Here is a 23662-nt window from a genome sequence, read left to right as displayed (position 1 = left end):
CGCCTGCATCGGTGACGAGCACCACGAGCATCCGGTTCGGCGCGAGCGCGACCAGCTCGATGTGCGTGATGCTGGCGCGCGCGAACGACGGGTACTGGGCGAGCGCGACCTGCCCGGTCAGCTGGGTGAGCACGCGCACGGTGCGGGCCATCAGGTCGTCGAGGTCGGCGGGGTCGGCCAGGAACGTCTCGATCGCGTTGCGCTGCCCGGTGGAGAGCGGGCGCACCTGGGCCAGGTGGTTCACGAACAGCCGGTAGCCCTTGTCCGTCGGCACGCGGCCCGACGAGGTGTGCGGCGCGACGATGAGGTCCTCGTCCTCCAGCAGCGCCATGTCGTTGCGGATCGTGGCGGCGGAGACCCCGAAGGCGTGCCGTTCGACGATCGACTTGCTGCCGACGGGCTCGTGGGTCGCGACGTAGTCCTGCACGATCGCGCGAAGGACTTCGAGTCCTCGTTCTGTGACCATCATCCCTCCCGCTGGCACTCCTGCCTGTCGAGTGCCAATCCTACTCTGTCGGAACGGCGCGGTCCCCGGAGGCGGTCCGGCTACTCCGTGAGGGCCCGCACCACGGCATCCGCCAGCAGGCGTCCGCGCAGGGTCAGCCGCACCCGCCGATCGCGCAGTGCCGATGCCGCATCGACGAGTCCGTCGGAGATGAGCTCGGCGACACGCTCGCGGTGCGTCTCCGCGATGTCGTCGATCGGCAGCCCCTCGGCCAGGCGGCTCTGCAGCAGCACGTGCTCCAGCGTGCGCGCCTGCTGATCGGGCTGCTCGCGCCCCGCCGCAGGGGACTCCCCCAGCGCCAGCCGCTGCGCGTACGCAGCCGGGTGCTTGACGTTCCACCAGCGCAGACCCGCGACGTGACTGTGCGCACCGGGCCCGAAGCCCCACCAGTCGGAGCCGCGCCAGTAGGCGAGGTTGTGGCGGGAGGCGTTCTCCGGCCGGCGAGCCCAGTTGCTGACCTCGTACCAGGCGAACCCGGCATCCGACAGCCGCCGGTCGGCGAGCTCGTACATGTCGGCCTGCAGGTCGTCGTCCGGGGCGGGCGCCTCGCCGCGACGGATCTGCCGGGCCAGCTTCGTGCCGTCCTCGATGATCAGCGCGTAGGCCGAGATGTGATCCGGCGCGAGTTCGAGAGCCGTGTCCAGCGATCGCTCCCAGTCGGACAGCGACTCGCCTGGCGCCCCGTAGATGAGGTCGACGCTGACGTCGAGCCCGGCGTCCCGTGCCGCGCGCACCGCGGTCGCCACGTTCTCGGGATCGTGCGTGCGGTCCAGCGCCGCGAGCACGTGCGGCACGGCGGACTGCATGCCGATAGAAAGCCGGTTGACGCCCGCGTCCAGCAGCGTCTCGACGACCTGCGGCGTGACGGTGTCGGGGTTCGCCTCGACCGTCACCTCCGCGCCGTCACGCAGACCGAAGGCGTCGGATGCCGCGCGGAGCATGCGCGCGAGATCACCGGCGGGCAGGAGCGTCGGAGTTCCGCCGCCGAAGAACACGGTGTCCATGGGTCGCACCGCGCCGGCTTCGTCCAGCACCGCGCGGGCGAGGTCGATCTCGCGGATCAGCGTGTCGGCGTACTCGTCCTGGCGCGCCCCTCGCAGTTCGCTGGACGTGTAGGTGTTGAAGTCGCAGTAGCCGCAGCGCACCCGGCAGAACGGCACGTGCAGGTAGGCGGAGAACGGCGTCGTCGCATCGACCGGGAGCCCGTCCGGGAGTCGGCCGTCCGCGGGCGCCGGATCTCCCAGAGGCAGGGGGCCGGCCATCAGATGGGCGTCGCGTACAGCGGGGAGATCGCCCGAAGATACCGCGAGAGCAGCTCGCGACGACGACGCTTCACCATGCCGGGCAGGTGGTACAGCATCGCGGCCGGCGCGTCGAACGCGCGCACGGTGAACCACACCTCGTCGGTGTCGTCCCGCCAGTCGATGTCGAACGACTCCTCGCCGCGCACCACGGAGCCGCCGACGGTGCCGAGCACGAACCCGATCCGGCGACGCTCCTCGGTCACCGAGATGACCCGCAGCTCGGCATCCGCGCGCATGCCCTTGACCCGGCCGCGCACCTTCAGCGTCATCCCGGGGGCGACGAACGGCGTGCCCTCGGCGTCGTAGCGCTGCTCGACCTGGTTGCGGTTCGGCGCGATCGGGGCGCCCTCGGCGTCGAAGCTGACGCCCGTGTAGGTGTCCCCCGATGCCGGTCGCACATCGCTCAGCTGCAGGCCGGCCGCGCGCTGCGCGGTCCACGAGAGCAGGGCATCGCCTGCGGACCGGAACCGGTCCTCGCCGCTGCCGATCCGCCACGACTCCTCGGCCGGGATGCTGTTCTCCGGCGGATACTGCATGAGGTCGGGGGCGTGCGTCGCCCCGACCGCGGCATAGTCCACAGTGCCTTCTCGGAATGTCCCGCGACGCATGATCTCCAGCCTACGCGACGTGCCTGAACGACACCCCGACGACGTGCCGCCGTCCTTACTTCTTGCCCTCGACGTCGCCCGACAGCGCGGCGATGAACGCCTCCTGGGGCACCTCGACACGGCCGACCATCTTCATCCGCTTCTTGCCCTCCTTCTGCTTCTCGAGCAGCTTGCGCTTACGGCTGATGTCGCCGCCGTAGCACTTGGCGAGCACGTCCTTGCGCAGGGCGCGGATGGTCTCACGGGCGATGATGCGGGCGCCGATGGCGGCCTGGATCGGCACCTCGAAGTTCTGCCGCGGGATGAGCTTGCGGAGACGCTCGGCCATCATCGTGCCGTAGGCGTACGCCTTCTCCCTGTGCACGATCGCGCTGAACGCGTCGACCTTGTCGCCCTGCAGCAGCACGTCGACCTTCACCAGGTCGGCCTCCTGCTGGCCGTCGGGCTCGTAGTCGAGGCTCGCGTAGCCCTGGGTCTTGGACTTCAGCTGGTCGAAGAAGTCGAACACGATCTCGCCGAGCGGCATCCGGTAGCGCAGCTCGACGCGCTCCTCGGAGAAGTACTCCATGCCCAGCAGCGCCCCGCGCCGGGACTGACACAGCTCCATGACCGTGCCGACGTAGTCCTTCGGCAGGAGGATGGCGGTCTTCACCATCGGCTCGGCCACCGAGGCGACCCGGCCGTCCGGGTACTCGCTGGGGTTGGTGACGACCACCTTCTCCCCCGTGTCCGTGGTGACCTCGTAGATCACGCTGGGCGCGGTGGTGATGAGGTCCAGGCCGAACTCGCGGGAGAGCCGCTCGGTGATGATCTCGAGGTGCAGCAGGCCGAGGAAGCCGCAGCGGAAGCCGAAGCCCAGCGCGACAGACGTCTCCGGCTCGTACTGCAGCGACGCGTCCGACAGCTTGAGCTTGTCCAGGGCCTCGCGCAGCTCGGCGTAGTCGCTGCCGTCGATCGGGTAGATGCCCGAGAACACCATCGGCTTGGGGTCGGTGTAGCCCGCGAGTGCCTCGGATGCAGGACGGCGCAGCGTCGTGACCGTGTCGCCCACCTTCGACTGGCGCACGTCCTTCACGCCCGTGATCAGGTAGCCCACCTCGCCGACGCCGAGACCCTGCGTGGGGGTCGGCTCGGGGCTGGAGACACCGATCTCGAGCAGGTCGTGCGCGGCCCTGGTCGACATCATCTGGATGCGCTCGCGCGGCTCGAGCCGGCCGTCGACCATGCGCACGTAGGTGACCACGCCGCGGTAGGCGTCGTAGACGGAGTCGAAGATCATGGCGCGCGCCGGGGCGTCGGCATCCCCCACCGGGGCGGGGATCTCGCTGACGATGCGGTCCAGCAGCGCCTCAACGCCCACGCCCGTCTTGCCCGAGACGCGCAGCACGTCCTCGGGCCGCCCGCCGATCAGGTCCGCGAGCTCCTTGGCGAACTTGTCCGGATCGGCCGCGGGCAGGTCGATCTTGTTGAGCACGGGGATGATCGTCAGATCGTTCTCCAGCGCCAGGTACAGATTGGCCAGCGTCTGCGCCTCGATGCCCTGCGCCGCATCGACCAGCAGGATGGCTCCCTCGCACGCGGCGAGGGAGCGGGACACCTCATAGGTGAAGTCCACGTGCCCGGGGGTGTCGATCATGTTGAGCGCGAACGTCTCGGTCGTCCCCGTGGCGGAGTCGGTCTGCCATGGCATCCGTACGGCCTGGCTCTTGATGGTGATGCCGCGCTCGCGCTCGATGTCCATGCGGTCCAGGTACTGGGCCCGCATGTCCCGGTCGGCGACGACGCCGGTGATCTGCAGCATCCGATCGGCCAGGGTGGACTTGCCGTGATCGATGTGGGCGATGATGCAGAAGTTGCGGATCTGCGAGGCGGGCGTCGCGGCAGGCGACAGCGGAGTGAGAGCGCGGGGTGACATGAGGTCCTTGATGCTGCAGGAAGGGTTCCCGCAAGTCTACGAGAGCGCGCCGGAATCCCGCATTCCGCGCGTGCGGTGATAGTCTCGCGAAGTTGCCCCGACCCGGAGACCGGGTTCCGCGGAGCACAGGACTCCGTCACAGCCGCCCGTCCTGCCGGTGTGCGTTATCTCGTGGATGGTGCTTGAATGTCATCCCGACCCAGCGTTGCGTCGGCAGATCCCGAGCGCGCTGTAGAAGAGAAAGAATCACCACCTTGATCAAGTATCTCGTGCGCCGAGCTCTCGGCTGGCTGCTGATGATCGTGGTCGCGACCAATGTCACCTACATCCTGGCCTGGTCCTTCCTCGATCCGCGCAGCAATTACGTCGGCAGAAAGCCCCCGCTGTCCCCGGAGCAGATCGAGAATCTGCTCCGCCCCCGCAACCTGGACAACACCGTCCCCCTGGTCGAGCGGTGGTGGACCTGGCTCACCGGGATCGTCCTGCGCTGGGACTGGGGTGTCAGCCCGACGGGCGGCTCGGTCAACGAGCAGGTGGCGTACCGCATGTGGGTCAGCGCGGAGCTCGTGCTCGGCGCGACGATCATCATGACGCTGCTGGGCATCTGGATCGGCGTGTACACGGCCTCCCGCCAGTACAAGCTCGGTGACCGCATCTGGCAGGGCATCTCGATCATCACGATGAACATCAACATCATCGTCGCGGCACTCGCCGTCGTGATCCTGGCCATCAACTTCAACACCTGGGTCGGCACTCGGGTCTTCTTCGTCACCGGCTCCTCGTCAGAGGGGGTGACCGGTTTCTTCCCCGTCATCGTCGACGCGCTGCAGCATCTCATCCTGCCCACGATCGCCCTGGTGGTCATCGGCTACGCGCAGTACCACTTCCTGCAGCGCACCCTGCTGCTGGACAACATCAGCGCCGACTACGTGCGCACCGCGCGCGCCAAGGGCCTGACCAAGCAGCAGGCGATCCGCCGGCACGCGCTGCGCACCTCGCTCATCCCGGTGGCGACCCAGGTCGCGTTCTCGATCCCCGGCATCTTCACCGGCGCGATCCTGACCGAGTCGATCTTCGCCTGGCAGGGCATGGGCCGCTACTTCCTGACCACCATCAACGGAAACGACGTGCACGGCGTGGTCGCCGTCGCAGCCTTCGGCGCTGTGCTGACCGCCATCGGCGCCCTGCTGGCCGACATCGCCGTCGTCGTCCTCGACCCGCGAGTGAGGGTGAGCTGATATGAGCACCGAGATGATCGACCCCGCGGTGCAGCCGCCCGTCGGCCCCGACACCACGGCTGAGCGCGTCCCCGGCAAGCAGCTGAGCAAGTGGACGCTGTACACGCGTCGCTTCATGCGCAACAAGCCCGCCGTCGCCGGCATCGTGATCTTCGTCCTGATGGTGATCTACTCCATCGTGGTCCCGCTCCTGACGCCGTACAAGATCGACGATCAGGACTTCATGAACCTGTCGACGGGGCCCTCTTCGGAGCACTGGTTCGGCACCAACGCCTCCGGCAACGACAACTGGCTGCAGACGGCCGTCGGCCTGCAGCGCTCGCTGATGATCGCCGTCACGGTGTCGGTCGGCGTCACCGCGCTGTCGGCCATCGTGGGCACCGCCGCCGCCTACTTCCGCGGCCGCGTGGAGCAGATCACGCTGATGGTCATCCACTTCCTGATGGTCGTGCCGACGTTCCTCATCCTCGCCCTCGTCTCCAACAACGCGGGCGGCGACTGGCGCGTGATCTCGCTGGCGATGATCTTCGTGAGCTGGTTCTTCCCGGCCCGTGTCATCTGGACGCTGGCGCTGTCGCTGCGCGAGCGCGAGTACGTCGACGCCGCGCGCTACATGGGCGTCCCCGGCATGCGTATCGTGCTGCGCCACCTGGTCCCGAACATCGGCTCGCTGCTGGTGATCAACTTCACCCTCGGCATCGTCGGCGCCGTGGGCACCGAGACGGGCCTGTCGTTCATCGGCTTCGGCGTCAAGGCGCCCGATGTCTCCCTCGGATCCCTGATCGGATACGGCGCGGCCAGCGTGACCAGTGCTCCGTGGCTGTTCTACTTCCCCGCCCTGGCGCTGACGCTGCTGACCGTCTCGATGGCGCTCGTCGCCGACGGCCTGCGCGACGCCCTCGATCCCACTTCGGCGGCTGGAGGCCGCGCATGAGCACCCCCACTTCGAAGACCGTTCTCTCCGTCCGCGACCTCAAGGTCAGCTTCGCCTCGGAGGCGGGCCGTGTGGATGCCGTCCGCGGCGTCTCCTTCGACCTCGAGGCGGGCAAGACCCTCGGCATCGTCGGCGAGTCCGGATCGGGCAAGTCCGTCACGTCGCTGGCGATCATGGGCCTGCTCGACGAGAACGCCAAGGTCACCGGCTCCATCCAGTTCGAGGGCCAGGAGCTGCTCGGCAAGTCCGACAAGCAGATGTCCATGATCCGCGGCAACGGCATGGCCATGGTCTTCCAGGACCCGCTGACCTCGCTCACCCCGGTGTTCACGATCGGCGACCAGCTCGTCGAGGCGCTCACCGTGCACCGCGGGCTCTCCAAGAGCGAGGCCTGGGACCGATCGCTGGAGCTGCTGCGCGTCGTCGGCATCACGAACCCCGAGAAGCGGATGAAGTCCTTCCCGCACGAGTTCTCTGGCGGAATGCGCCAGCGCGTCGTGATCGCGATCGCGATGGCCAACAACCCGCGCCTGATCATCTGCGACGAGCCCACCACGGCTCTCGACGTCACCATCCAGGCGCAGATCCTCGACCTGATCGAGAAGGCGCAGGACGAGACCGGTGCCGCCGTGATCATGATCACGCACGACATGGGCGTGGTGGCCCGCACGGCCGACGATGTGATGGTGATGTACGCGGGCAAGCCCGTCGAGCACGCCCCCGCGCACGAGCTGTTCCACAACACCCGGATGCCGTACTCGATCGGCCTGCTCGGAGCCATCCCGCGCGTCGACAAGGCCGAGAAGGAGCCCCTGATCCCGATCAAGGGCAACCCGCCGCTGCTGATCGACCTGCCCGACGCCTGCCCGTTCGCGTCGCGCTGCCCGATCGCGATCGACGCGTGCGTCCGCCGCGAGCCGGACCTCGTGCCCATCGCGTCGGATTCCGGCGAGAACCACCTCGCCGCCTGCATCCGCGCGGACCAGATCGACTCGGACGGCCTCATCGGCGGTCTGCCGGTGTACCCGGCGCCGGAGCTGCACGAGAGCAGCCTCACGCGGACTCCGCGCGAGGAGCGTCCCGTCACGCTCGAGGTGCGCAACATGGTCAAGACCTTCCCGCTGCTCAAGGGCGCGCTGTTCAAGCGCAAGGTCGGCGAGGTGCACGCGGTGAAGGGCATCAGCTTCGACGTCCGCGAGGGCGAGACCATGGCGATCGTGGGTGAGTCCGGCTCCGGCAAGACCACCACGCTGCTGCAGATCATGGACTTCGAGAAGCAGGCCGACGGCGACATCATCATCGCGGGCACCAGCGTCAACGGCCTGCACAGCAGGAAGGTCGAGCGCACGCTGCGCCGCGACATCCAGATCGTGTTCCAGGACCCCATGGGCGCCCTGGACCCGCGCATGACGGTGACCGACATCATCGCCGAGCCCATGCAGGCCATCGGCATGAACAAGGACGAGATCCACAGCCGCGTGCAGGAGCTGATGGACCTCGTCGGCCTGAACCCCGCGCACCGCGACCGCTTCCCCGGCGCGTTCTCGGGTGGTCAGCGGCAGCGCATCGGCATCGCCCGCGCGCTCTCGACCAACCCGAAGATCGTCGTGCTGGACGAGCCGGTCTCGGCGCTGGACGTCTCGATCCAGGCGGGCGTGATCAACCTGCTCGACGAGCTGAAGGTCAAGCTGGGCCTGTCGTACCTGTTCGTGGCGCACGACCTCTCGGTCATCCGCCACATTGCCGACCGCGTCGCGGTCATGTACCTCGGCGAGTTCGTCGAGTACGGCGACGTGGACGACGTGTTCGACAACCCGCAGCATCCGTACACGCAGGCGCTGCTGTCGGCCATCCCCGTCCCCGATCCGGACATCGAGCGCACGCGTCAGCGCGTGATCTTCGACCCGGAGACGATGAGCACGCGGCCCGCGACGGTCTGAGATTTCGGTGATGTAACCGTCGGATCACCGTCCGATAACGGTTAGTCACGATTCACTCATGCACGCCTCGATTGCGACGCGATGCGAACTAACCTCCCTAATGACACGCCGAAAGGCGAAAGGAGCACCATGAAGCAGCACAAGCTGATGGGAGCGCTGGCACTCACCGGCGCTTTCGCACTCGCTCTGAGCGGGTGCGCAGCCAACAACACCGGAAACACCGGTGACGGCGGGGACAAGGGCGGCGACACCGGCAAGAAGACGGCGTTCGCTGACTACAACCCGCAGCCCCGCGAGAACCTCAAGCAGGGCGGCACTGTCAACTTCCCGATCAACGAGATCCCGGAGCAGCTGAACCAGTTCAACAGCGACGGCAGCGCGGACACGGCACGCATCGCAGCGTGGTACATGCCGCAGCTGATCCTGTTCAAGCCGGATGGCACGCCGTACAAGAACGACGCCTACCTCGACGAGTGGAAGAACGAGGTCAAGGACGGCAACACGGTCATCACCTTCAAGTTCAACGACAAGGCGACCTGGAACGACGGCACCCCGATGGACTGGACCGCCATCGACGCCACCTGGAAGGCCAACCGCTCGAACGACGAGGGCTTCGTCCCGAACTCGACCAGCGGTTACGACAACGTCGAGTCGGTCACCCAGGGTGACACGCCGAAGACCGCCATCGTGACCTACAAGGGCGAGTACCCGTGGATCGCAAAGGGATTCACGATCCTGCTGCACCCCGCGATCAACACGCCTGACCTGTTCAACAAGGCGTTCCTGAGCAACCCGCACCCGGAGTGGGGCGCCGGCCCGTACACCGTCGACCAGTTCGACGCGAACAAGGGCTTCATCTCGTTCAAGCCGAACGACAAGTGGTGGGGCGACAAGCCCATGCTCGACAAGGTGACCTTCACCGGCATGGACGCGCAGGCCTCGATCAACGCCTTCAAGAACGGCGAGATCGACATGGTCGGCGTCGGCACGAAGGACCGCCTGGCCCAGGTCGCGGACATGAAGGACATCAAGATCTACCGTGCGCAGCAGACGGCGAACACGCTGGTCGAGGTGGACTCCGAGAAGCCGCAGTTCAAGGACGTCAAGGTCCGCGAGGCCTTCTTCAAGGCGATCAACATCGACCAGCAGAAGAAGATCGCCTGGAACGGCCTGGACTACTCCGAGGAGCCCGCAGGCTCCTTCCTGATGTACTCGTTCCAGCCGGGCTACAGCGACTCGCTCGCCAAGGCCGGTTACAAGTACGACCCGAAGGCGGCGAACAAGCTCCTCGACGACGCCGGCTGGAAGAAGGGCTCCGACGGCATCCGCGAGAAGGACGGCGTCAAGCTGTCCGTCGTGTACCCCGTCTTCAGCGACGACCCGACGCAGGCCGCGCTTGCTCAGTCGTTCCAGAAGATGGAGAAGGAGGTCGGCATCGATCTGAAGATCGACGTCCGCCCGTCCAACAAGTTCGCTGCTGACTACAACAGCAAGAACTGGGACGTTGCGAGCCTGCGCTTCACGTCCTCCGACCCGTACGGTGTCGGCGACATGTTCCAGCTCTACGGCGCCGACCAGGGCCTGAACCTGTCGGGTGTCTGGAGCGACGAGACCGACGCCGAGATCCACGAGATCGAGAAGATCGGCAACGGCAAGGAGCAGGTCGCCGCGGCGATGAAGCTCGAGCCGAAGCTCCTCGAGGGCTGGGGCCTCATCTCCCTCTACAACGGTCCTTCGATCTCCGCAGCCAAGAAGGGTCTGGCCAACCTGACCCCCGAGGCCTACACGGGTCTCGACGGCTTCGGCATCCAGCCCGTCGAGAACGTCGGCTGGGAGAAGTAACCCCTAGGGCTTCTCGACCTGTCACAGCGAGCGGGGCCGGTGGTTCATCCACCGGCCCCGCTTCTTTCTATGCTGGGACTGTGACTCCGCAGGTCGTCCTGGTGCACGGCATCCGCACCTCCGCCACCATGTGGCGCGCGCAGCTCGCCCATCTCGAGGCGGCAGGAGTCCCCGCCACCGCCGTCGACCTTCCCGGGCACGGCACGCGCATGGACGAGGACTTCACTCTGCACGAGGCCCTGCACACGATCGACGCCGCAGTCCGCACCGCGGCCGAGGCGGGCCCCGTGCTGCTGGCGGGCCATTCGATGGGCGGCCTGCTCTCACTGGCGTTCGTCGGCGGCGAGGATCCGCCGCCCGTCGCTGCGCTGATCGCGGCGTCGTGCAGTGCACTCCCCCGCGGCCCGGCGCTGGCGGCGTACCGCCTGGTCGCCGGCGCGATGAACTCCCTTCCCGACCGGGGGGAATGGCTGGCCGCGCAGATCCTCGCGGCGACCATCCCCGAGGAGACCAGGGCCGACTTCGGCGCCGGCGGTTACGCGCTCGACGCCCAGGACGCCGCGCTGCGGAGCCTGGCCGCGCTCGACATCGCCAGGTCGGTCGCCCGCATCCGCGTACCGCTGTGGTTCGTCAACGGCCAGTTCGACCAGCTGCGTACGCACGAGTGGCTGTTCCGCCGGCTCGCACCGCACGCCGAGCTGATCGTGGTTCCGCGCACCACGCACCTGGTCACGGCCATGCGGCCGCGGGTGTTCAACGCGGTGCTGGAGCTGGCTCTGGCTGTCGTGCGAGAGCGGTCATGAGGCCGCCGACCACCGACAGCACCGCCGCCATCAGGAAGACCAACCAGAACCCTCCCACCAGCGCCACCAGGCCTGCGCCGACGACGGGGCCGATGAGCTGTCCGAGCGCCGCGGTCACGTTCACGATCCCCAGATCCCTCGCGTGGTCCTGCTGGTCCGGCAGCAGGTCCGTCGCGAAGGCCAGTCCGACCGTCGAGAAGGCTCCGTACCCGAGGCCCATCAGCGCCGCGGCGATCATCGTCACCTCGAAAGTCGGCAGGATGACGATGGCGACGCCGGACGCCGCCTGAACGAAGGTCGCGGCGACCGTCAGCCCGCGGCGCCTCCCGGTGCGGTCGGACAGGATGCCGGTGAACACCGAGGCGATCACGACGAACACGGTGTAGACGACGATGAGCAGCAGCAGGTTGTCCTGCGCCTCGGCGTTCGGCTGCTTCAGCCCGTGCAGCAGGAAGAACAGGAACAGCGCCGTGCCGAGCGCATTGCCGATGTTGGCCACGAGCCTGCCCCACAGCATCCAGGCGAAGTCGCGGTCGCGCAGCGACGCGAGGCGTGGTCTGTCGCCGGCTCGCGGCGGGAGCTCGGATGCCGAGGCCGGCGGATCAGGCAGCATCAGCGCGGTCAGCGTGCCGACCACCGCGATGATCGCGGCCAGCAAGAGGTAGCCGGCCAGCACGCCGAGGCCGAGCAGCACCACCAGGCCCACGCCCAGCACGATGCCGACGGCCTGGCTCGAGCCCACCGCCGAGGATGCGGCACCTCGCTGCGAGGGAGGGAGCTGGTCGGCGATGAGAGCGGTGAAGGCCGCGGAGGCCACCGAGACCCCGATCGACACGCCCACCCAGCAGGCGCCGACCAGCCAGGGGCCCTCGACGAGCCCGGTGAGCACGAGGAAGACCGCCGAGACCCAGACGCCCATCAGGGCCCAGGGACGGCGGCGACCGCGCGAAGAGCGGGAGCGGTCGGAGATCGCGCCGACCACGGGCCCGGCGATGATGCCGAACAGCCCGCCGACGCCGAGCACCAGGCCGGAGGACACCACACCGCGGATCCAGTCGTCCTCGGGGGTGTCCAGCTGCAGGGGCAGCAGCAGCTGCACCGGGGTGAGCTGCACGGTCCAGATGGCGAGCCAGGCGAGGGTGAAGAGGCTCATCCAGCCGGCGCCGACCTTCGCCGTCCCGGTCATCGTGCGCCTCCCTCAGCACCCGAGCGCGCGGCTCGGATCAGATCCCGGTACCAGTCGTACGACGCCTTCGGCGTGCGGGTTCCGGATGAGAAGTCGACATGCACCAGCCCGAACCGCTGCGTGTACCCGTCGGCCCATTCGAAGTTGTCCATCAACGACCAGACCGTGTACTCCTCGACGCGAACTCCCTGCGCGACGGCCTCGGCCACCGCGCCGATGTGCCCGGACAGGAAGGCGATGCGGTCGTCGTCCTGCACGCGCACGGCCTCGCCGGGCTCCGGGAAGGAGGCGCCGTTCTCGCCGATCACGATCGGGGGCATGTCCGGATGCCGCTCGGAGAGGTCGACCAGGAAGTCGCGCAGCGCCTCCGGCATGATCGGCCAGCCGAAGCCCGTGAGCGGAGCGCCCGGGGTGGGCAGCAGATCGAACGGAAGCGGGCTGTCCTCGGATGCTGCGGCGACTGTGGTGGGGTTGTAGAAGTTCACGCCGTAGAAGTCCAGGGAGTCCGCGATCAGCTCGAGGTCGCCGTCCTGCACGGGCATCGGCGGGAGGCCGAGCGCCTCGAGGTCGGGATACGCGCCTGCCAGGAGGGGTTCGGAGAACACCCGGTTGTGGACGAGGTCGTACGCGTACGCGGCCGCGAGATCGGCATCCGATCCGCCCGCGGGGAGCACCTGGGTGTGGTTGTTGGTGATGCCGACGCGTGTCGCACCCGCCGAGCGGAGGAGGGCGGCCGCGCGAGCGTGCGCGAGCAGCTGATGGTGCACGGTGGGCAGCGCGCCGAACAGGAGCTGCTTCGCCGGCGCCAGCTCCCCCGTCCCGTAGCCCTGCAGGGTGGTCATGGCGGCCTCGTTGATCGTGTACCAGGTCGCCACCCTGTCGGCCAGGCGATCGGCGACCATCGTGGCGTAGTCGGCGAATCGCGACACGGTGTCGCGGCTGAGCCAGCCGCCGGCCGCCTCGATCTCGCTGGGCAGCTCCCAGTGGTAGAGCGTGGGCTCGGGAGCGATGCCGCGCGCCAGCAGTCCGTCCACGAGCCTCTCGTAGTGGTCGAGGGCCGCGCTGTTCGCGGGCCCGGTTCCTCCGGGCTGGATGCGCACCCACGGGATCGAGAACCGGTAGCCGTCCACACCGAGGCCCACGAGGAGCGCGATGTCCTCATCCGTGCGCCGGTAGCTGTCGCAGGCGGGTTCGGCGGTGCCGCCGTCGATCACCGCGCCCTGCCGGTCGACGAAGTCGTCCCAGATCGAGCGCCCTCGGCCGTCGGCCGTGCGTGACCCCTCGATCTGGAAAGCGGAGGTGGCGGTGGACCAGCGCAGACCCGCGGGAATGCGGGGCGCGGACAGCGGATCGGGCATCGGGCTCCTCTGACGTCGTCGTCTATCGGGTACCGTCGATTCTGCACCCGGTTCCACGTTCGGCGCGACTGAATCCCGCACTCGGCGCGTCACCCGAGCCCGGCACGACGCGCAGGGGCCGTCGTTTTCGCACTGCGCCGGGGTGCTGGTAACATTGACTCTTGGCTTGCGTGTGGGTTCGTCCCTCACGACCGCTGTCGGCGCCCTCTCTCGTCTGCAGCATCCGATCAAACATCCAGACAGAAAGCGTGTCCACACGTGGCAAACATCAAGTCGCAGATCAAGCGCAACAAGACCAACCTGAAGGCGCAGGAGCGCAACAAGGCCGTCAAGAGCGAGCTGAAGACCCTCGTCCGCAAGACCCGTGAGGCCATCGCGGGCGGCGACAAGGAGGCCGCTGAGGCCGCCCTCAAGGTCGCTTCCGTCAAGCTCGACAAGGCCGTCAGCAAGGGCGTCGTGCACAAGAACCAGGCGAGCAACCGCAAGTCGGCCATCGCCAAGCAGGTCGCCGCTCTCTGAGCCGCTGATTCATGCAGAAGGCCCGCCCCTCTCGGGGCGGGCCTTCTGCGTCTCCGGCGAGCCCTGCGCTCTGCGCGCAGCGAGGACGCGGTTCAGTGCCCGAACGGCTCGCGCGTCGCGATCACCGCGATCATGCGCTCCAGCGCGAAGATCGGGTCGCGCGCGGCGCCCTTGACCTCGGCATCCGCCCGGGCGGTCGCCTGGATGGCCATGCCGAGCGACCGCTCGTTCCAGCCCTGCAGGTCGCGGCGTGCGCGGTCGACCTGCCAGTCCTTCATGCCGAGACGCGATGCCAGCTGCCGGCTGGGCTCACGGTTGCCGGCGACGCGCGCCATCGTGCGCAGCTTCATCGCGAAGGCCGCGACCATGGGCACGGGATCGGCACCGGATGCCAGCGCGTGGCGCATGGCGATCAGCGCCTCGCCATAGCGGCCTGCGATGGCGGTGTCGGCGACGACGAAGGCCGACACCTCGACACGACCGCCGTAGTACTTGGTGATGACGTCGTCGGTGATGTCTCCCTCGACGTCGCCGATCAGCTGCTGGCAGGCTGCCGCGAGCTCGGTGAGGTCATCGGCGAACGCCGAGACCAGCGCGCGCAGAGCGGTGGGCGCGATGCGCTTCTTCGCTGCCTTGAACTCGCCCGCCGCGAAGTCGACCCTGTCGCCGTCGCGCTTGATCGCCGCGCACGGGATCTCGATCCCGCCGCCGATGCCGGCGCGCACGGCGTCGAGCAGCTTCTTGCCGCGCACGCTGGCGCCGGTGTGGCGCAGGATGACGGTGGCGCCCTCCTGCGGGTTCTCGGCGTACCGCACGGCCTCCTGCAGGAACGCGTCGGTGCACTTCTCCACACCGGCCACCCGCACCAGGCGGGGCTCGCCGAACAGCGAGGGAGAGGTGAGCGAGAGCAGTGTGCCCGCGGCGTAGTCGTCGGCACGGATGTCGCTGACCTCGAGCGCCGGGTCCTCGGCACGCAGGTAGTCGCGCACACCGGCGATGGCGCGCTCGGCGAGCACCTCCTCCGGCCCGGACACCAGCACGATCGGGGCGGGACGCGGCTCACGCCACGGCACCTGAGGGATCTTCGTGCCCTTGGCTGCGGAGCCGCTGCCGCGGGAGGACGATCGAGGTGCTGCCATCGCTCCAGCCTACCGGCGGGCACCGACGTGACGCCGCGCGATCCGGCGGCCGAGGCGCCCCTGGGACCGCTGCCGCGTTCAGCCGTCCGGCGGAGCGCGGGTCGACCAGACCAGCAGCTCGCCGTCGCGCTGCCCGAGCAGGACGAGTCCGCGCTGATCGGTGCGCAGCGCCTGCGACCCCGCGGCGTCCAGCAGCGCCAGCGTCTCCGCACGCGGATGCCCGTAGTCGTTTCCCTCCCCCACGCTGATCAGTGCCGCGGGGGCGCGCAGAGCCGCGTACAGGGCCGGCTCCTGGTCGCGGCTGCCGTGATGAGCCACCTTCACGACGTCGAAGGCGCCGCGGATGCGACCGGAGGAGAGCACCAGCCGTTGCGAGCCCGCGCCCAGGTCGCCGAGCAGCAGAGTGCGCGGCACTCCCCCGCCCGAGATCTCGAGCACGACGCTGGCGTCATTGCCCGACGGGAACACGACGGGGTCCGCGTCGGGCCACAGCACCCGCCACTGCGCGTCGCCGAGTGTCCCCGACATCCCCGCGCTCGCGTCGCGCAGGGCCGCACCCGCCGAGGCCAGTCGCGCCAGCATCCGCCGTTCGTCGGCTTCGGTGACGGGCCCGTGCAGCACGGTGCCGACCATGCCCACCACGGCAGGCGTTCCGCCGACGTGATCGAGGTCGAAATGCGTGAGCACGAGCAGATCGATCCGGGTCGTCCCGGTCTGCGCCAGGCATTCCTGCAGCGCGCCCGGATCGGGGCCGGTGTCGATCAGCGCAGTGCGCCCCGCCGAGCGGATGAGAACCGCGTCGCCCTGTCCGATGTCGCAGCCCGCGATCGACCACTCCGACGGGGTGGTCAGCGGCGCGAGGGGGCCGATGAGCAGCATCCGCCCGCCGGCGATCGCCAGCGCGACGACGATCACCGCGGCCGATGCGGTGCGCAGGCGACGGGATGCCGGGCGCACCAGCACGATCACGACCGCGGCGCTGAGCAGCCCCACGACGAGAGCGGCGAGCGGACCGGCCACGACAGCCACCGTCGCTCCCGGCAGGGCCGCGCTGATCCTCGCCGTCATGTCGATCCAGGCGGCGGGCAGCCATGCCGCTGCGGCGAGCAGATCCGCCACGGGAGGGACCGCGGCCGTCAGACAGGCCAGCAGCCCGATCACGGTCGCGAGCGGCGCGGCGGGCTCGGCGATGAGGTTCGCAGGGACGCTGACCAGCGACTGCTGCTCGGAGAACAGGGCGATGATCGGCCCGCAGACCACCTGCGCCGCGAGCGGCACCGACAGCGCCAGCGCGAGCGGTGCGGGCATCCACCGGCCGAGGCCGCGCAGCAGCGGGCGCGACAGCACCAGCAGCGCGCCCGTGGCCGCGGCGGAGAGAGCGAACCCCGGTGACGCCGCGAACCAGGGATCGGCGATCAGCAGCCCGCACACGGCCAGGGACAGCATCGCGAGACCGGCGCTGGGCCGCCCGAGCAGGATGCTGAGCATCGCCAGCGCCGCCATCACGGCGGCGCGCACCACGCTCGGCTCCGGCGTCACCAGCACCACGAACGCCCCCAGAGCCAGCAGCGAGAGCACGACGCGCAGAGTGCGCCCGCCGCCGGCGAGGGAGACGAGCCAGAAGACCGCGGCCACGATGATCATGCAGTTCGCGCCTGAAACAGCCGTCAGGTGACTCAGGCCGGATGCCAGCATCGCGTCGTTCAGCTCCTCGGAGACCGCGCGGGTGTCGCCGACCGCGAGCCCCGGGAGCAGACCGGCGCCGGGCTCGGGCAGACGGGTCGCACGCGCGACGAAGTCGGCCCGGGTCGTCGCCGCGATCGCGAAGATCCCGGATGCGGGCCGCACGACCTCGGCATCCGCGCCGAAGACCACGAGGCCGGCCTGCTCGGACGGCTCCGCGGCCTTCGCCTGCCCGGTCACGCGGAGCCGAGCACCCATCTCGACGCCGTCCGTGCGGGCGACGCCGACGCGCACCGGGGCGCTGATCTGCCGGAGCTGCCCGGGAGGGCCGAGCGCCACGGTGCGCGCGTCGAACCACAGCCGACCGTCCGCGCCGACGGATGCCGACGACGACACGTCCACGACCGCTTCCACGGCCCTGCCGTCCGACTCGGCCAGCGTCGCTCGTGCGGGCTGCGCGCCGGCGACGACGAGCCCCACTGCGCTGGAGCAGAGCAGCATCAGCACGACGAGCCCGTTCACTCGGCGACGTGCGAGTCGCCCGGCCAGTGCGGCCGCGGCACCCCCGGTGCCCGCCGCCCCGGCGAGAGGCACTGCGAGCGCCGGCACGTGGATGCACAGCAGCGCGACCGCCCAGAGGACCACGGCCAGCAGGCTGGTGCGCAGATCTCTCACGTCAGCGGGCCCATCATGCCGGGGCGCGCCTTCACACGCGCACCTTCTCGCGCAACCCCGCGAGCAGCTTGTCGCCGATGCCCGGCACCGCCAGCAGGTCCTCCACGGCGCGGAACCGGCCGTTCTGCTCCCGCCAGTCCAGGATCCGCTGCGCGAGCGCCGGCCCGATCCGCGGCAGCGTCTCCAGATCGGCCTGGGTCGCCGCGTTCAGGTCGACACGTCCGTCCGCACCGACCGCGGACGCCCCTGCTCCCCCGTCGGCGGCCGGTTCCGTCCCCTGGGCGGGGACCAGGATCTGCTCTCCATCGCTGACCGGCCGCGCCAGGTTCACCGCCTGCAGGTCGGCGGTGTCGAGCGTGCCGCCCGCCGCCGCGAGGGCGTCGACGAGCCGGGCATCCGGATCCAGGATGTACAGCCCCGGCTTCGCCACCTCGCCGAGCACGTGCACGTACAGACCGCCGCCCTCGACGACGACCCCGTCCGCGCTCGTCGCCGAGCCGTCGTCGAGCGCGATGGCGTCCATAGGCGCGGCCTGTCCGCGCAGGATGCCCCAGCCGACCGCCGCGGACAGCACCACCAGACCGAGGGTGATCGCCGCCCCGATGCCCAGCCGCAGTCGTCGGCGCGGCGCGGCGTCCTCGGACGGGGCGTCCTCAGAGGCTGGTTCGGGTGCGGGCACTCCGTCACGCTACGCATCCGCGGGGACGCCGGATGCCGGGAATCGCGACGGATGTGGAGAACTCCTGCACATCACGAGGATGTGCAGGAGTTCTCACTTCATCGGGGTCGGCGACCCGCGCGAGTCTCAGCCCTTGACGGCGAAGTTCACGATCTTCGGAGCGCGCACGATGACGCGCACGATCTCCTTGCCCTCCAGGGCCCGCTGCACCTTCTCGTCGGCACGTGCCGCTGCCTCCAGGTCGGCCTCGGAGATGTCGGCCGGCACGTCGAGCGTGGCGCGCACCTTGCCGTTGACCTGCACGGCCGTGGTGACGGTGTCCTCCACCAGCAGAGCGGGCTCGGCGTCCGGCCACTGCACGGCGCTCACCGATGGCTCGTGACCGAGACGCGCCCACAGCTCCTCAGCCGTGTGCGGGGCGATCGGCTCGAGCATCATGGCGACGGTCTCGGCGGCCTCGCGCACCGCTGGGTCGGCGGCCCCCGCACCGGTGTCGATCGTCTTGCGGATGCCGTTGACCAGCTCCATCAGTCGTGCCACCAGCACGTTGAACTTGGTCTGCTCGACCAGGCCGGGAGCATCCGCACGCAGCCGGTGCGTGATGCGGCGCAGCGCGACGTCGCCGGCAGTGGCGTCCGCTCCGACCGGGCTGGCGGTCTCGTCCCCGACCCGCAGGACACGGGCGAGGAACTTGTGCGCACCCGACAGCGAGACGCCGTTCCACTCCTTGTCGTCCTCCACCGGGCCGGCGAAGGCCAGCGCCAGGCGCAGCGAGTCGGCACCGTACTGCGCCAGCAGATCGGAGAGCTCGACCAGGTTGCCCTTGCTCTTGGACATCTTCGAGCCGTCCATCAGCACCATGCCCTGGTTGACCAGGTTGGAGAACGGCTCCTGGAAGTCGATCAGCCCGAGGTCGTAGAACACCTTGGTGATGAAGCGCGAGTACAGCAGGTGCAGGATCGCGTGCTCGATGCCGCCGAAGTAGCCGTCGACCGGCGCCCACCGCTTGGCCTCGGCGGGGTCGAACGCGAACTGGTCGCTGTTCGGCGACAGGAACCGCAGGAAGTACCAGGAGCTGTCCACGAAGGTGTCCATGGTGTCCGGATCGCGCAGGGCGGGCTCGCCCGACGCCGGGTCGATCGTGCGCACCCAGGACTCCGCCGCGCCCAGCGGCGAGGTTCCCTTGGGCCGCAGGTCCAGCCCCTCCACGCTCGGCAGCGTCACCGGCAGCCGGTCCTCGGGCACCGGGACGACCTCGCCGTCCTGCAGGTGCAGCATCGGGATCGGCGTGCCCCAGAAGCGCTGGCGCGAGATCAGCCAGTCGCGCAGGCGGAAGTTCTTGGCCGCACGGCCCGTGCCGGCCGCCTGCAGCCGCTCGATGGTCGTGGCGATCGCCTCGGCCTTGTCGAGCCCGTCGATCTCACCCGAGTTCACCAGCCGGCCGTTGCCGACCAGCGCGGTGCCGGTCGCGGACGGGTCGAGCTCGGCCAGATCGCCGCCCTCGTTCGCACCGCCCTCGACCGTCGTGTCGACGACGATCTTCACCGGCAGGTCGAACGCGCGGGCGAAGTCCAGGTCGCGCTGGTCGTGCGCGGGCACGGCCATCACGGCGCCGTGACCGTAGTCGGCCAGCACGTAGTCGGCGGCCCAGATCGGCAGCTTCTCGCCGTTCACCGGGTTGATCGCGTAGCGCTCCAGGAACACACCGGTCTTCGGCCGGTCGGTGGACTGGCGCTCGATCTCGGTCTGCTTCTGCACCTGGTCCAGGTAGTCCTGGAAGCGCATGCGCACCTCTGCGGACGAGCCGGCCGCCAGCTCGGCGGCCAGGTCGGCGTCAGGGGCGACCACGAAGAACGTGGCGCCGTGCAGCGTGTCGGGACGGGTGGAGAACACCGTCACCGGCTCCTCACGGCCCTCGATGCGGAAGTCGACGTCGGCACCCGTCGAGCGGCCGATCCAGTTGCGCTGCATCTGCAGCACCTTGTGCGGCCAGTGACCCTCGAGGGAGTCCAGGTCGTCCAGCAGGCGGTCGGCGTAGTCGGTGATCCGGAAGTACCACTGCGTGAGCTTCTTCTTCACGACCTCGGCGCCGCAGCGCTCGCAGCGTCCGTCGACGACCTGCTCGTTGGCCAGCACGGTCTGGTCGTTCGGGCACCAGTTCACGGCGCTCTTCTTGCGGTACGCCAGGCCGCGCTCGTACAGCTTCAGGAACAGCCACTGGTTCCATCGGTAGTACTCGGGGTCGGAGGTGTGCAGCACGCGCGACCAGTCGTACGACATGCCGTAGCCGCGGAAGCCGGCCTTGTGCTGGTCGATGTTCTTGTAGGTCCACTCGCGCGGGTCGGCGCCGCGCTTGATGGCGGCGTTCTCGGCGGGCAGGCCGAACGAGTCCCAGCCGATCGGGTTGAGCACGTTGTGCCCGCGGTGCCGCCAGTACCGCGCGACGATGTCGGGGTACAGGTAGTTGATCGCGTGCCCCATGTGCAGGTCGCCGGAGGGGTACGGGAACATCCCCAGGATGTACTTGCGAGGCCGGTCGTCCTCCTCGCCGCCGGCGAGGAACGTCTCGTTCTCAGCCCAGTACTGCTGCCACTTGGCCTGGATGTCGTGCACGGACATCGCCTCAGCGGATTCGGGGTGGGTTTCGGACGCGTGCTCGGACAAGGAACGACCAATCTGACGATGCGAGGAGCCCCGGAGAACGGGATGTTCCAGGTTATCGCGACTGGAGGATGCCCGCCCACTCGACGGGCACGGCCGCGCCGAGAGCCGCCAGCGGCGCGCGCGCCTTGACCGCGACCTCCGCCGCCTCGGCATCCGCCTTCGACAGCCAGGTGATCCCGCCTCCCGCGCCGACGTACGTCTCCTCCGGTTCGACCACGATCGAGCGGATGACCATCGCCAGGTCGACCCGGCCGTCGACGCCGACATGGCCGAAGCATCCGGAGTACACCCCGCGCGGAGCGCGCTCGAGCCCGTGCAGGATCGTCATGGCCGACAGCTTCGGCGCTCCTGTCATGCTGCCCGCGGGGAAGGCGGCATCCGCCAGGTCCCCCAGGGTGACCCCCTCACGCAGCCGCACGCTCACGGTGCTGACCAGCTGATGCACGGCGGGGTACGTCTCGACCTCCCACAGCCGCTCGACGCGCACCGTGCCGGGCTCGCCGACGTGCGACAGGTCGTTGCGCATGAGGTCGACGATCATCACGTTCTCGGCCCGCTCCTTGGCATCCGTCCGCAGCTCCTCGGCCAGACGCGCATCCTCGACGGGGTCGGCGGCACGGGGACGGGTGCCCTTGATGGGGCTGGTGGACGCGATCCCGCCGCCGACGGAGAGGAACTGCTCGGGGCTGGCGCTGAGCAGGTGCCGCCCGCCGATGCGGATGTATCCGCCGTGGTGCGCGGGCGTCGCGGCGCGCAGGCGCCGGTACGCCGCCAGCGGTTCGACCGTCCCCGGCACCGTGAAACGCGTGGTCAGGCACAGCTGGTAGGCGTCTCCGCGCTCGATCGCGTCGCGGCAGCGCTCCACCATGTCCATGTACTCGGCGACGCCGTGCCGGGCGGCCGCCTCGCGCGGTCCGGCCGGCGCGACCGGCTGCACGGCGGGACGCGCCGCCAGGATCCGCTGCACCTCGTCGCGCCAGGCGGATGCCGCGTCCGCCGGCGCGAGTGCGAATGCACGGCCTGTGCGATGGTCGACGGCGACAGCGCGTGCGACGGCGATCCAGGCTCCGCCACGCCGGGCCTCGTCATCCCGGGCGACGGGCGCTCCGAGCGTCTCGGCGCCCTGCTCGTAGCTCAGCCAGCCGACCCACCCGCCGCGGAAGGGCGGCTCGGTGCGTTCGGTGGGGATCCCGGATGCGGGGGCCGCGCCGGCCGCGAGCGGCACCGCCCGCACGGCTCGCTGATCGCTCTCGACGTCACCCGTCCCGATGATGCTCCAGGCATCCGCGGCATCCGCTCCGGCGTCCAGCCAGAACGCCGCCTCGGCGTGGGAGAACAGCTGCAGGAACAGCACTTCGGCGGAGACGGCGCCGTCCAGGGGCAGGGCTTCGAGCGGGGCGAGCACGTTCACAGCGTAGATCCCTGCGACAGCATCTACGCTCGGTGAGGTGAACGACTTCGTGCAGTGGGCGATCGAGATGGTCCAGTCCGTCGACCCCGTCCTGCGCACGGTGCTCGCGGGCGTCGCGATCATGCTGGAGACCAGCATCCTGATCGGGCTGGTCGTCCCCGGCGACACCGTCGTGCTGGTGGCGGCGATCGGGGTCACCTCGTGGGCCGAGGGCATCGCCCTCGGACTCGCGGTCGTGGTCGGCGCGCTGATCGGCGAGTCGCTGGGCTTCTGGCTGGGCAGATGGGCGGGGCCGCACATCCGCTCCTCCTGGCTGGGCAGACGCATCGGCGAACAGCACTGGGAACGGTCGGAGCGCTATCTGCGCCGCCGCGGAGGGATCGCGATCTTCCTGTCGCGCTTCCTTCCCGTGCTGCACTCGCTCGTTCCCCTCACGGTCGGGATGAGCGGCTACGCGTACCGGCGGTTCATCGCCTGGACGCTGCCCGCGTGCGTCGTCTGGACGACCATCTACGTGGGTCTGGCGGCGGGCGCCGCCGGCAGCTATCACGAGCTCTCGCAGCGCATCCACTACGCGGGCTATGTCTTCGTCGGCGCCATCGCGGTGCTGCTGATCGCCGTGCTGGTCGTCAAGAAGCTCATCGCGCGGCGCGAGGAGCGCCACATGCAGGATGAGCCGAACCGGGAAGCGTGAAAGACTGGACCCGATGTCCTCTGCCTCAGCGGCCAAGATCCACTGGTTCGCTCGCCTCGAGCACCGCTTCCATGTCTGGCGCGAACGCCGCGCCCGCAGGCGTGGCCGTTCGGCGACGATCGTTCCGTTCCCCGGCTACGGCGGAACCGGCTGGGTGCGTGTCACGGGCCGGGTGCTCATCGTGCCGCCACCGCCCAAGCGCGCCCGCGGTGAGGGCGCCGGAGTGCGCGGCTGGCGCGCGTTCGTCGGCATCCCAGTGAGCTTCGCCTCGGTGCAGGTGCACCTCGGCGGCCGCACCCACGACGTGGTCGCCGATCGCGGTGGCGTGGTGGACACGGTCATCGAGGCGCACCTCGAGCCGGGCTGGCAGACGTTCACGATGTCGGTGGAGGGACGCGAGCCCGTCGAGGCCGCCGTGTTCGTGGTCGGCGACGACGCGCGCTTCGGCGTGGTCTGCGATGTGGACGACACCGTGATGGTGACGGCGCTCCCCCGGCCGTTCATCGCGGCCTGGAACTCCTTCGTGCTGGACGAGCATGCCCGGACCCCGGTCCCGGGCATGGCG

Annotated in this window: 18 protein-coding genes and 1 pseudogene; 8 read left to right on the top strand and 11 right to left on the bottom strand. The window is 69.6% G+C overall.

Annotated elements, in window-relative coordinates; genetic code table 11:
- The 4 genes and pseudogenes from BGN97_RS13955 to lepA all read right to left on the bottom strand — a co-directional run.
- Positions 1–466, bottom strand: a pseudogene (locus BGN97_RS13955) (heat-inducible transcriptional repressor HrcA); the annotation flags it as partial.
- Between the two features lie 80 nt (positions 467–546).
- The gene (hemW, locus tag BGN97_RS13950; protein WP_292702702.1) at positions 547–1767 is read right to left on the bottom strand and encodes a radical SAM family heme chaperone HemW; all 1221 of its coding nucleotides are present in this window, start codon (positions 1765–1767) and stop codon (positions 547–549) included.
- Complete coding sequence (locus BGN97_RS13945; RefSeq protein ID WP_292702700.1) at positions 1767–2417, bottom strand: DUF1990 family protein; 651 nt, start codon at positions 2415–2417, stop codon at positions 1767–1769. The genes hemW and BGN97_RS13945 overlap by 1 nt, the downstream gene beginning before the upstream one ends.
- Positions 2418–2472: 55 nt before the next feature.
- Complete coding sequence (gene lepA, locus BGN97_RS13940; RefSeq protein WP_292702697.1) at positions 2473–4332, bottom strand: translation elongation factor 4; 1860 nt, start codon at positions 4330–4332, stop codon at positions 2473–2475.
- Between the two features lie 254 nt (positions 4333–4586).
- On the opposite strand from lepA, the gene BGN97_RS13935 reads away from it, so the two are divergent.
- The 5 genes from BGN97_RS13935 to BGN97_RS13915 all read left to right on the top strand — a co-directional run bounded on the left by BGN97_RS13935 (position 4587) and on the right by BGN97_RS13915 (position 11089).
- Positions 4587–5570: an ABC transporter permease gene (locus BGN97_RS13935; RefSeq protein WP_292702694.1), complete on the top strand. Its 984-nt coding sequence runs from the start codon at positions 4587–4589 to the stop codon at positions 5568–5570.
- A gap of 1 nt (position 5571) precedes the next feature.
- Positions 5572–6504 carry an ABC transporter permease gene (locus BGN97_RS13930; protein WP_292702691.1) on the top strand — a complete coding sequence of 311 codons (933 nt, stop codon included), beginning with the start codon at positions 5572–5574 and terminating at the stop codon, positions 6502–6504.
- Complete coding sequence (locus BGN97_RS13925; RefSeq protein WP_292702688.1) at positions 6501–8444, top strand: ABC transporter ATP-binding protein; 1944 nt, start codon at positions 6501–6503, stop codon at positions 8442–8444. The genes BGN97_RS13930 and BGN97_RS13925 overlap by 4 nt, the downstream gene beginning before the upstream one ends.
- 129 nt (positions 8445–8573) lie before the next feature.
- Entirely contained in the window at positions 8574–10286 is a 1713-nt protein-coding gene (locus BGN97_RS13920) for an ABC transporter family substrate-binding protein (RefSeq protein ID WP_292702686.1), read from the top strand.
- A gap of 80 nt (positions 10287–10366) precedes the next feature.
- On the top strand, positions 10367–11089 hold the full coding sequence (locus BGN97_RS13915; RefSeq protein WP_292702684.1) for an alpha/beta hydrolase: 723 nt from the start codon (positions 10367–10369) through the stop codon (positions 11087–11089).
- Here the strand turns inward: BGN97_RS13915 and BGN97_RS13910 are convergent.
- Together BGN97_RS13910 and BGN97_RS13905 are read right to left on the bottom strand one after the other, a co-directional pair.
- Positions 11040–12275: an MFS transporter gene (locus BGN97_RS13910; RefSeq protein WP_292702681.1), complete on the bottom strand. Its 1236-nt coding sequence runs from the start codon at positions 12273–12275 to the stop codon at positions 11040–11042. The genes BGN97_RS13915 and BGN97_RS13910 overlap by 50 nt on opposite strands.
- On the bottom strand, positions 12272–13633 hold the full coding sequence (locus BGN97_RS13905; protein WP_292702678.1) for a GH1 family beta-glucosidase: 1362 nt from the start codon (positions 13631–13633) through the stop codon (positions 12272–12274). Before BGN97_RS13905 ends, BGN97_RS13910 begins: the two co-directional genes overlap by 4 nt.
- 258 nt (positions 13634–13891) lie before the next feature.
- Between BGN97_RS13905 and rpsT the strand changes: the two genes are divergently transcribed.
- Complete coding sequence (rpsT, locus tag BGN97_RS13900; protein ID WP_285630362.1) at positions 13892–14152, top strand: 30S ribosomal protein S20; 261 nt, start codon at positions 13892–13894, stop codon at positions 14150–14152.
- A 92-nt stretch (positions 14153–14244) separates the two neighbouring features.
- On the opposite strand, the gene holA is transcribed toward rpsT, so the two are convergent.
- The 5 genes from holA to pabB form a co-directional block, all read right to left on the bottom strand.
- Positions 14245–15291: a DNA polymerase III subunit delta gene (gene holA / locus BGN97_RS13895; RefSeq protein ID WP_292702675.1), complete on the bottom strand. Its 1047-nt coding sequence runs from the start codon at positions 15289–15291 to the stop codon at positions 14245–14247.
- A 78-nt stretch (positions 15292–15369) separates the two neighbouring features.
- On the bottom strand, positions 15370–17649 hold the full coding sequence (locus BGN97_RS13890; protein WP_292702673.1) for a ComEC/Rec2 family competence protein: 2280 nt from the start codon (positions 17647–17649) through the stop codon (positions 15370–15372).
- Positions 17650–17680: 31 nt separating this feature from the next.
- Positions 17681–18328 carry a ComEA family DNA-binding protein gene (locus tag BGN97_RS13885; RefSeq protein ID WP_292702671.1) on the bottom strand — a complete coding sequence of 216 codons (648 nt, stop codon included), beginning with the start codon at positions 18326–18328 and terminating at the stop codon, positions 17681–17683.
- Positions 18329–18454: 126 nt separating this feature from the next.
- Entirely contained in the window at positions 18455–20947 is a 2493-nt protein-coding gene (gene leuS / locus BGN97_RS13880; RefSeq protein WP_292702668.1) for a leucine--tRNA ligase, read from the bottom strand.
- 97 nt (positions 20948–21044) lie between these two features.
- The gene (gene pabB / locus BGN97_RS13875; protein ID WP_292702665.1) at positions 21045–22397 is read right to left on the bottom strand and encodes an aminodeoxychorismate synthase component I; all 1353 of its coding nucleotides are present in this window, start codon (positions 22395–22397) and stop codon (positions 21045–21047) included.
- Positions 22398–22440: 43 nt separating this feature from the next.
- On the opposite strand from pabB, the gene BGN97_RS13870 reads away from it, so the two are divergent.
- Together BGN97_RS13870 and BGN97_RS13865 are read left to right on the top strand one after the other, a co-directional pair.
- Positions 22441–23097, top strand: a complete 657-nt coding sequence (locus BGN97_RS13870; RefSeq protein WP_292702664.1) for a DedA family protein — start codon at positions 22441–22443, stop codon at positions 23095–23097.
- A 13-nt stretch (positions 23098–23110) separates the two neighbouring features.
- On the top strand, positions 23111–23662 hold a 552-nt coding region (locus BGN97_RS13865), incomplete at its 3' end, for a phosphatase domain-containing protein (RefSeq protein ID WP_363331436.1).

This window comes from Microbacterium sp. 69-10 (genome assembly GCF_001897945.1).
Taxonomy (GTDB): domain Bacteria; phylum Actinomycetota; class Actinomycetes; order Actinomycetales; family Microbacteriaceae; genus Microbacterium.
Note: the sequence above shows the minus strand (reverse complement) of the source record. Positions and strands in the feature narration are given on the sequence as shown.

Excerpts from the sequence above, each read along its gene's own strand:
- BGN97_RS13905 (WP_292702678.1), bottom strand. The coding sequence starts at position 13,633 with ATGCCCGATCCGCTGTCCGCGCCCCGCATTCCCGCGGGTCTGCGCTGG.
- BGN97_RS13920 (WP_292702686.1), top strand. The coding sequence starts at position 8,574 with ATGAAGCAGCACAAGCTGATGGGAGCGCTGGCACTCACCGGCGCTTTC.
- leuS (WP_292702668.1), bottom strand. The coding sequence starts at position 20,947 with ATGTCCGTGCACGACATCCAGGCCAAGTGGCAGCAGTACTGGGCTGAG.
- holA (WP_292702675.1), bottom strand. The coding sequence starts at position 15,291 with ATGGCAGCACCTCGATCGTCCTCCCGCGGCAGCGGCTCCGCAGCCAAG.
- BGN97_RS13930 (WP_292702691.1), top strand. The coding sequence starts at position 5,572 with ATGAGCACCGAGATGATCGACCCCGCGGTGCAGCCGCCCGTCGGCCCC.
- BGN97_RS13910 (WP_292702681.1), bottom strand. The coding sequence starts at position 12,275 with ATGACCGGGACGGCGAAGGTCGGCGCCGGCTGGATGAGCCTCTTCACC.
- lepA (WP_292702697.1), bottom strand. The coding sequence starts at position 4,332 with ATGTCACCCCGCGCTCTCACTCCGCTGTCGCCTGCCGCGACGCCCGCC.
- hemW (WP_292702702.1), bottom strand. The coding sequence starts at position 1,767 with ATGGCCGGCCCCCTGCCTCTGGGAGATCCGGCGCCCGCGGACGGCCGA.
- BGN97_RS13925 (WP_292702688.1), top strand. The coding sequence starts at position 6,501 with ATGAGCACCCCCACTTCGAAGACCGTTCTCTCCGTCCGCGACCTCAAG.
- BGN97_RS13945 (WP_292702700.1), bottom strand. The coding sequence starts at position 2,417 with ATGCGTCGCGGGACATTCCGAGAAGGCACTGTGGACTATGCCGCGGTC.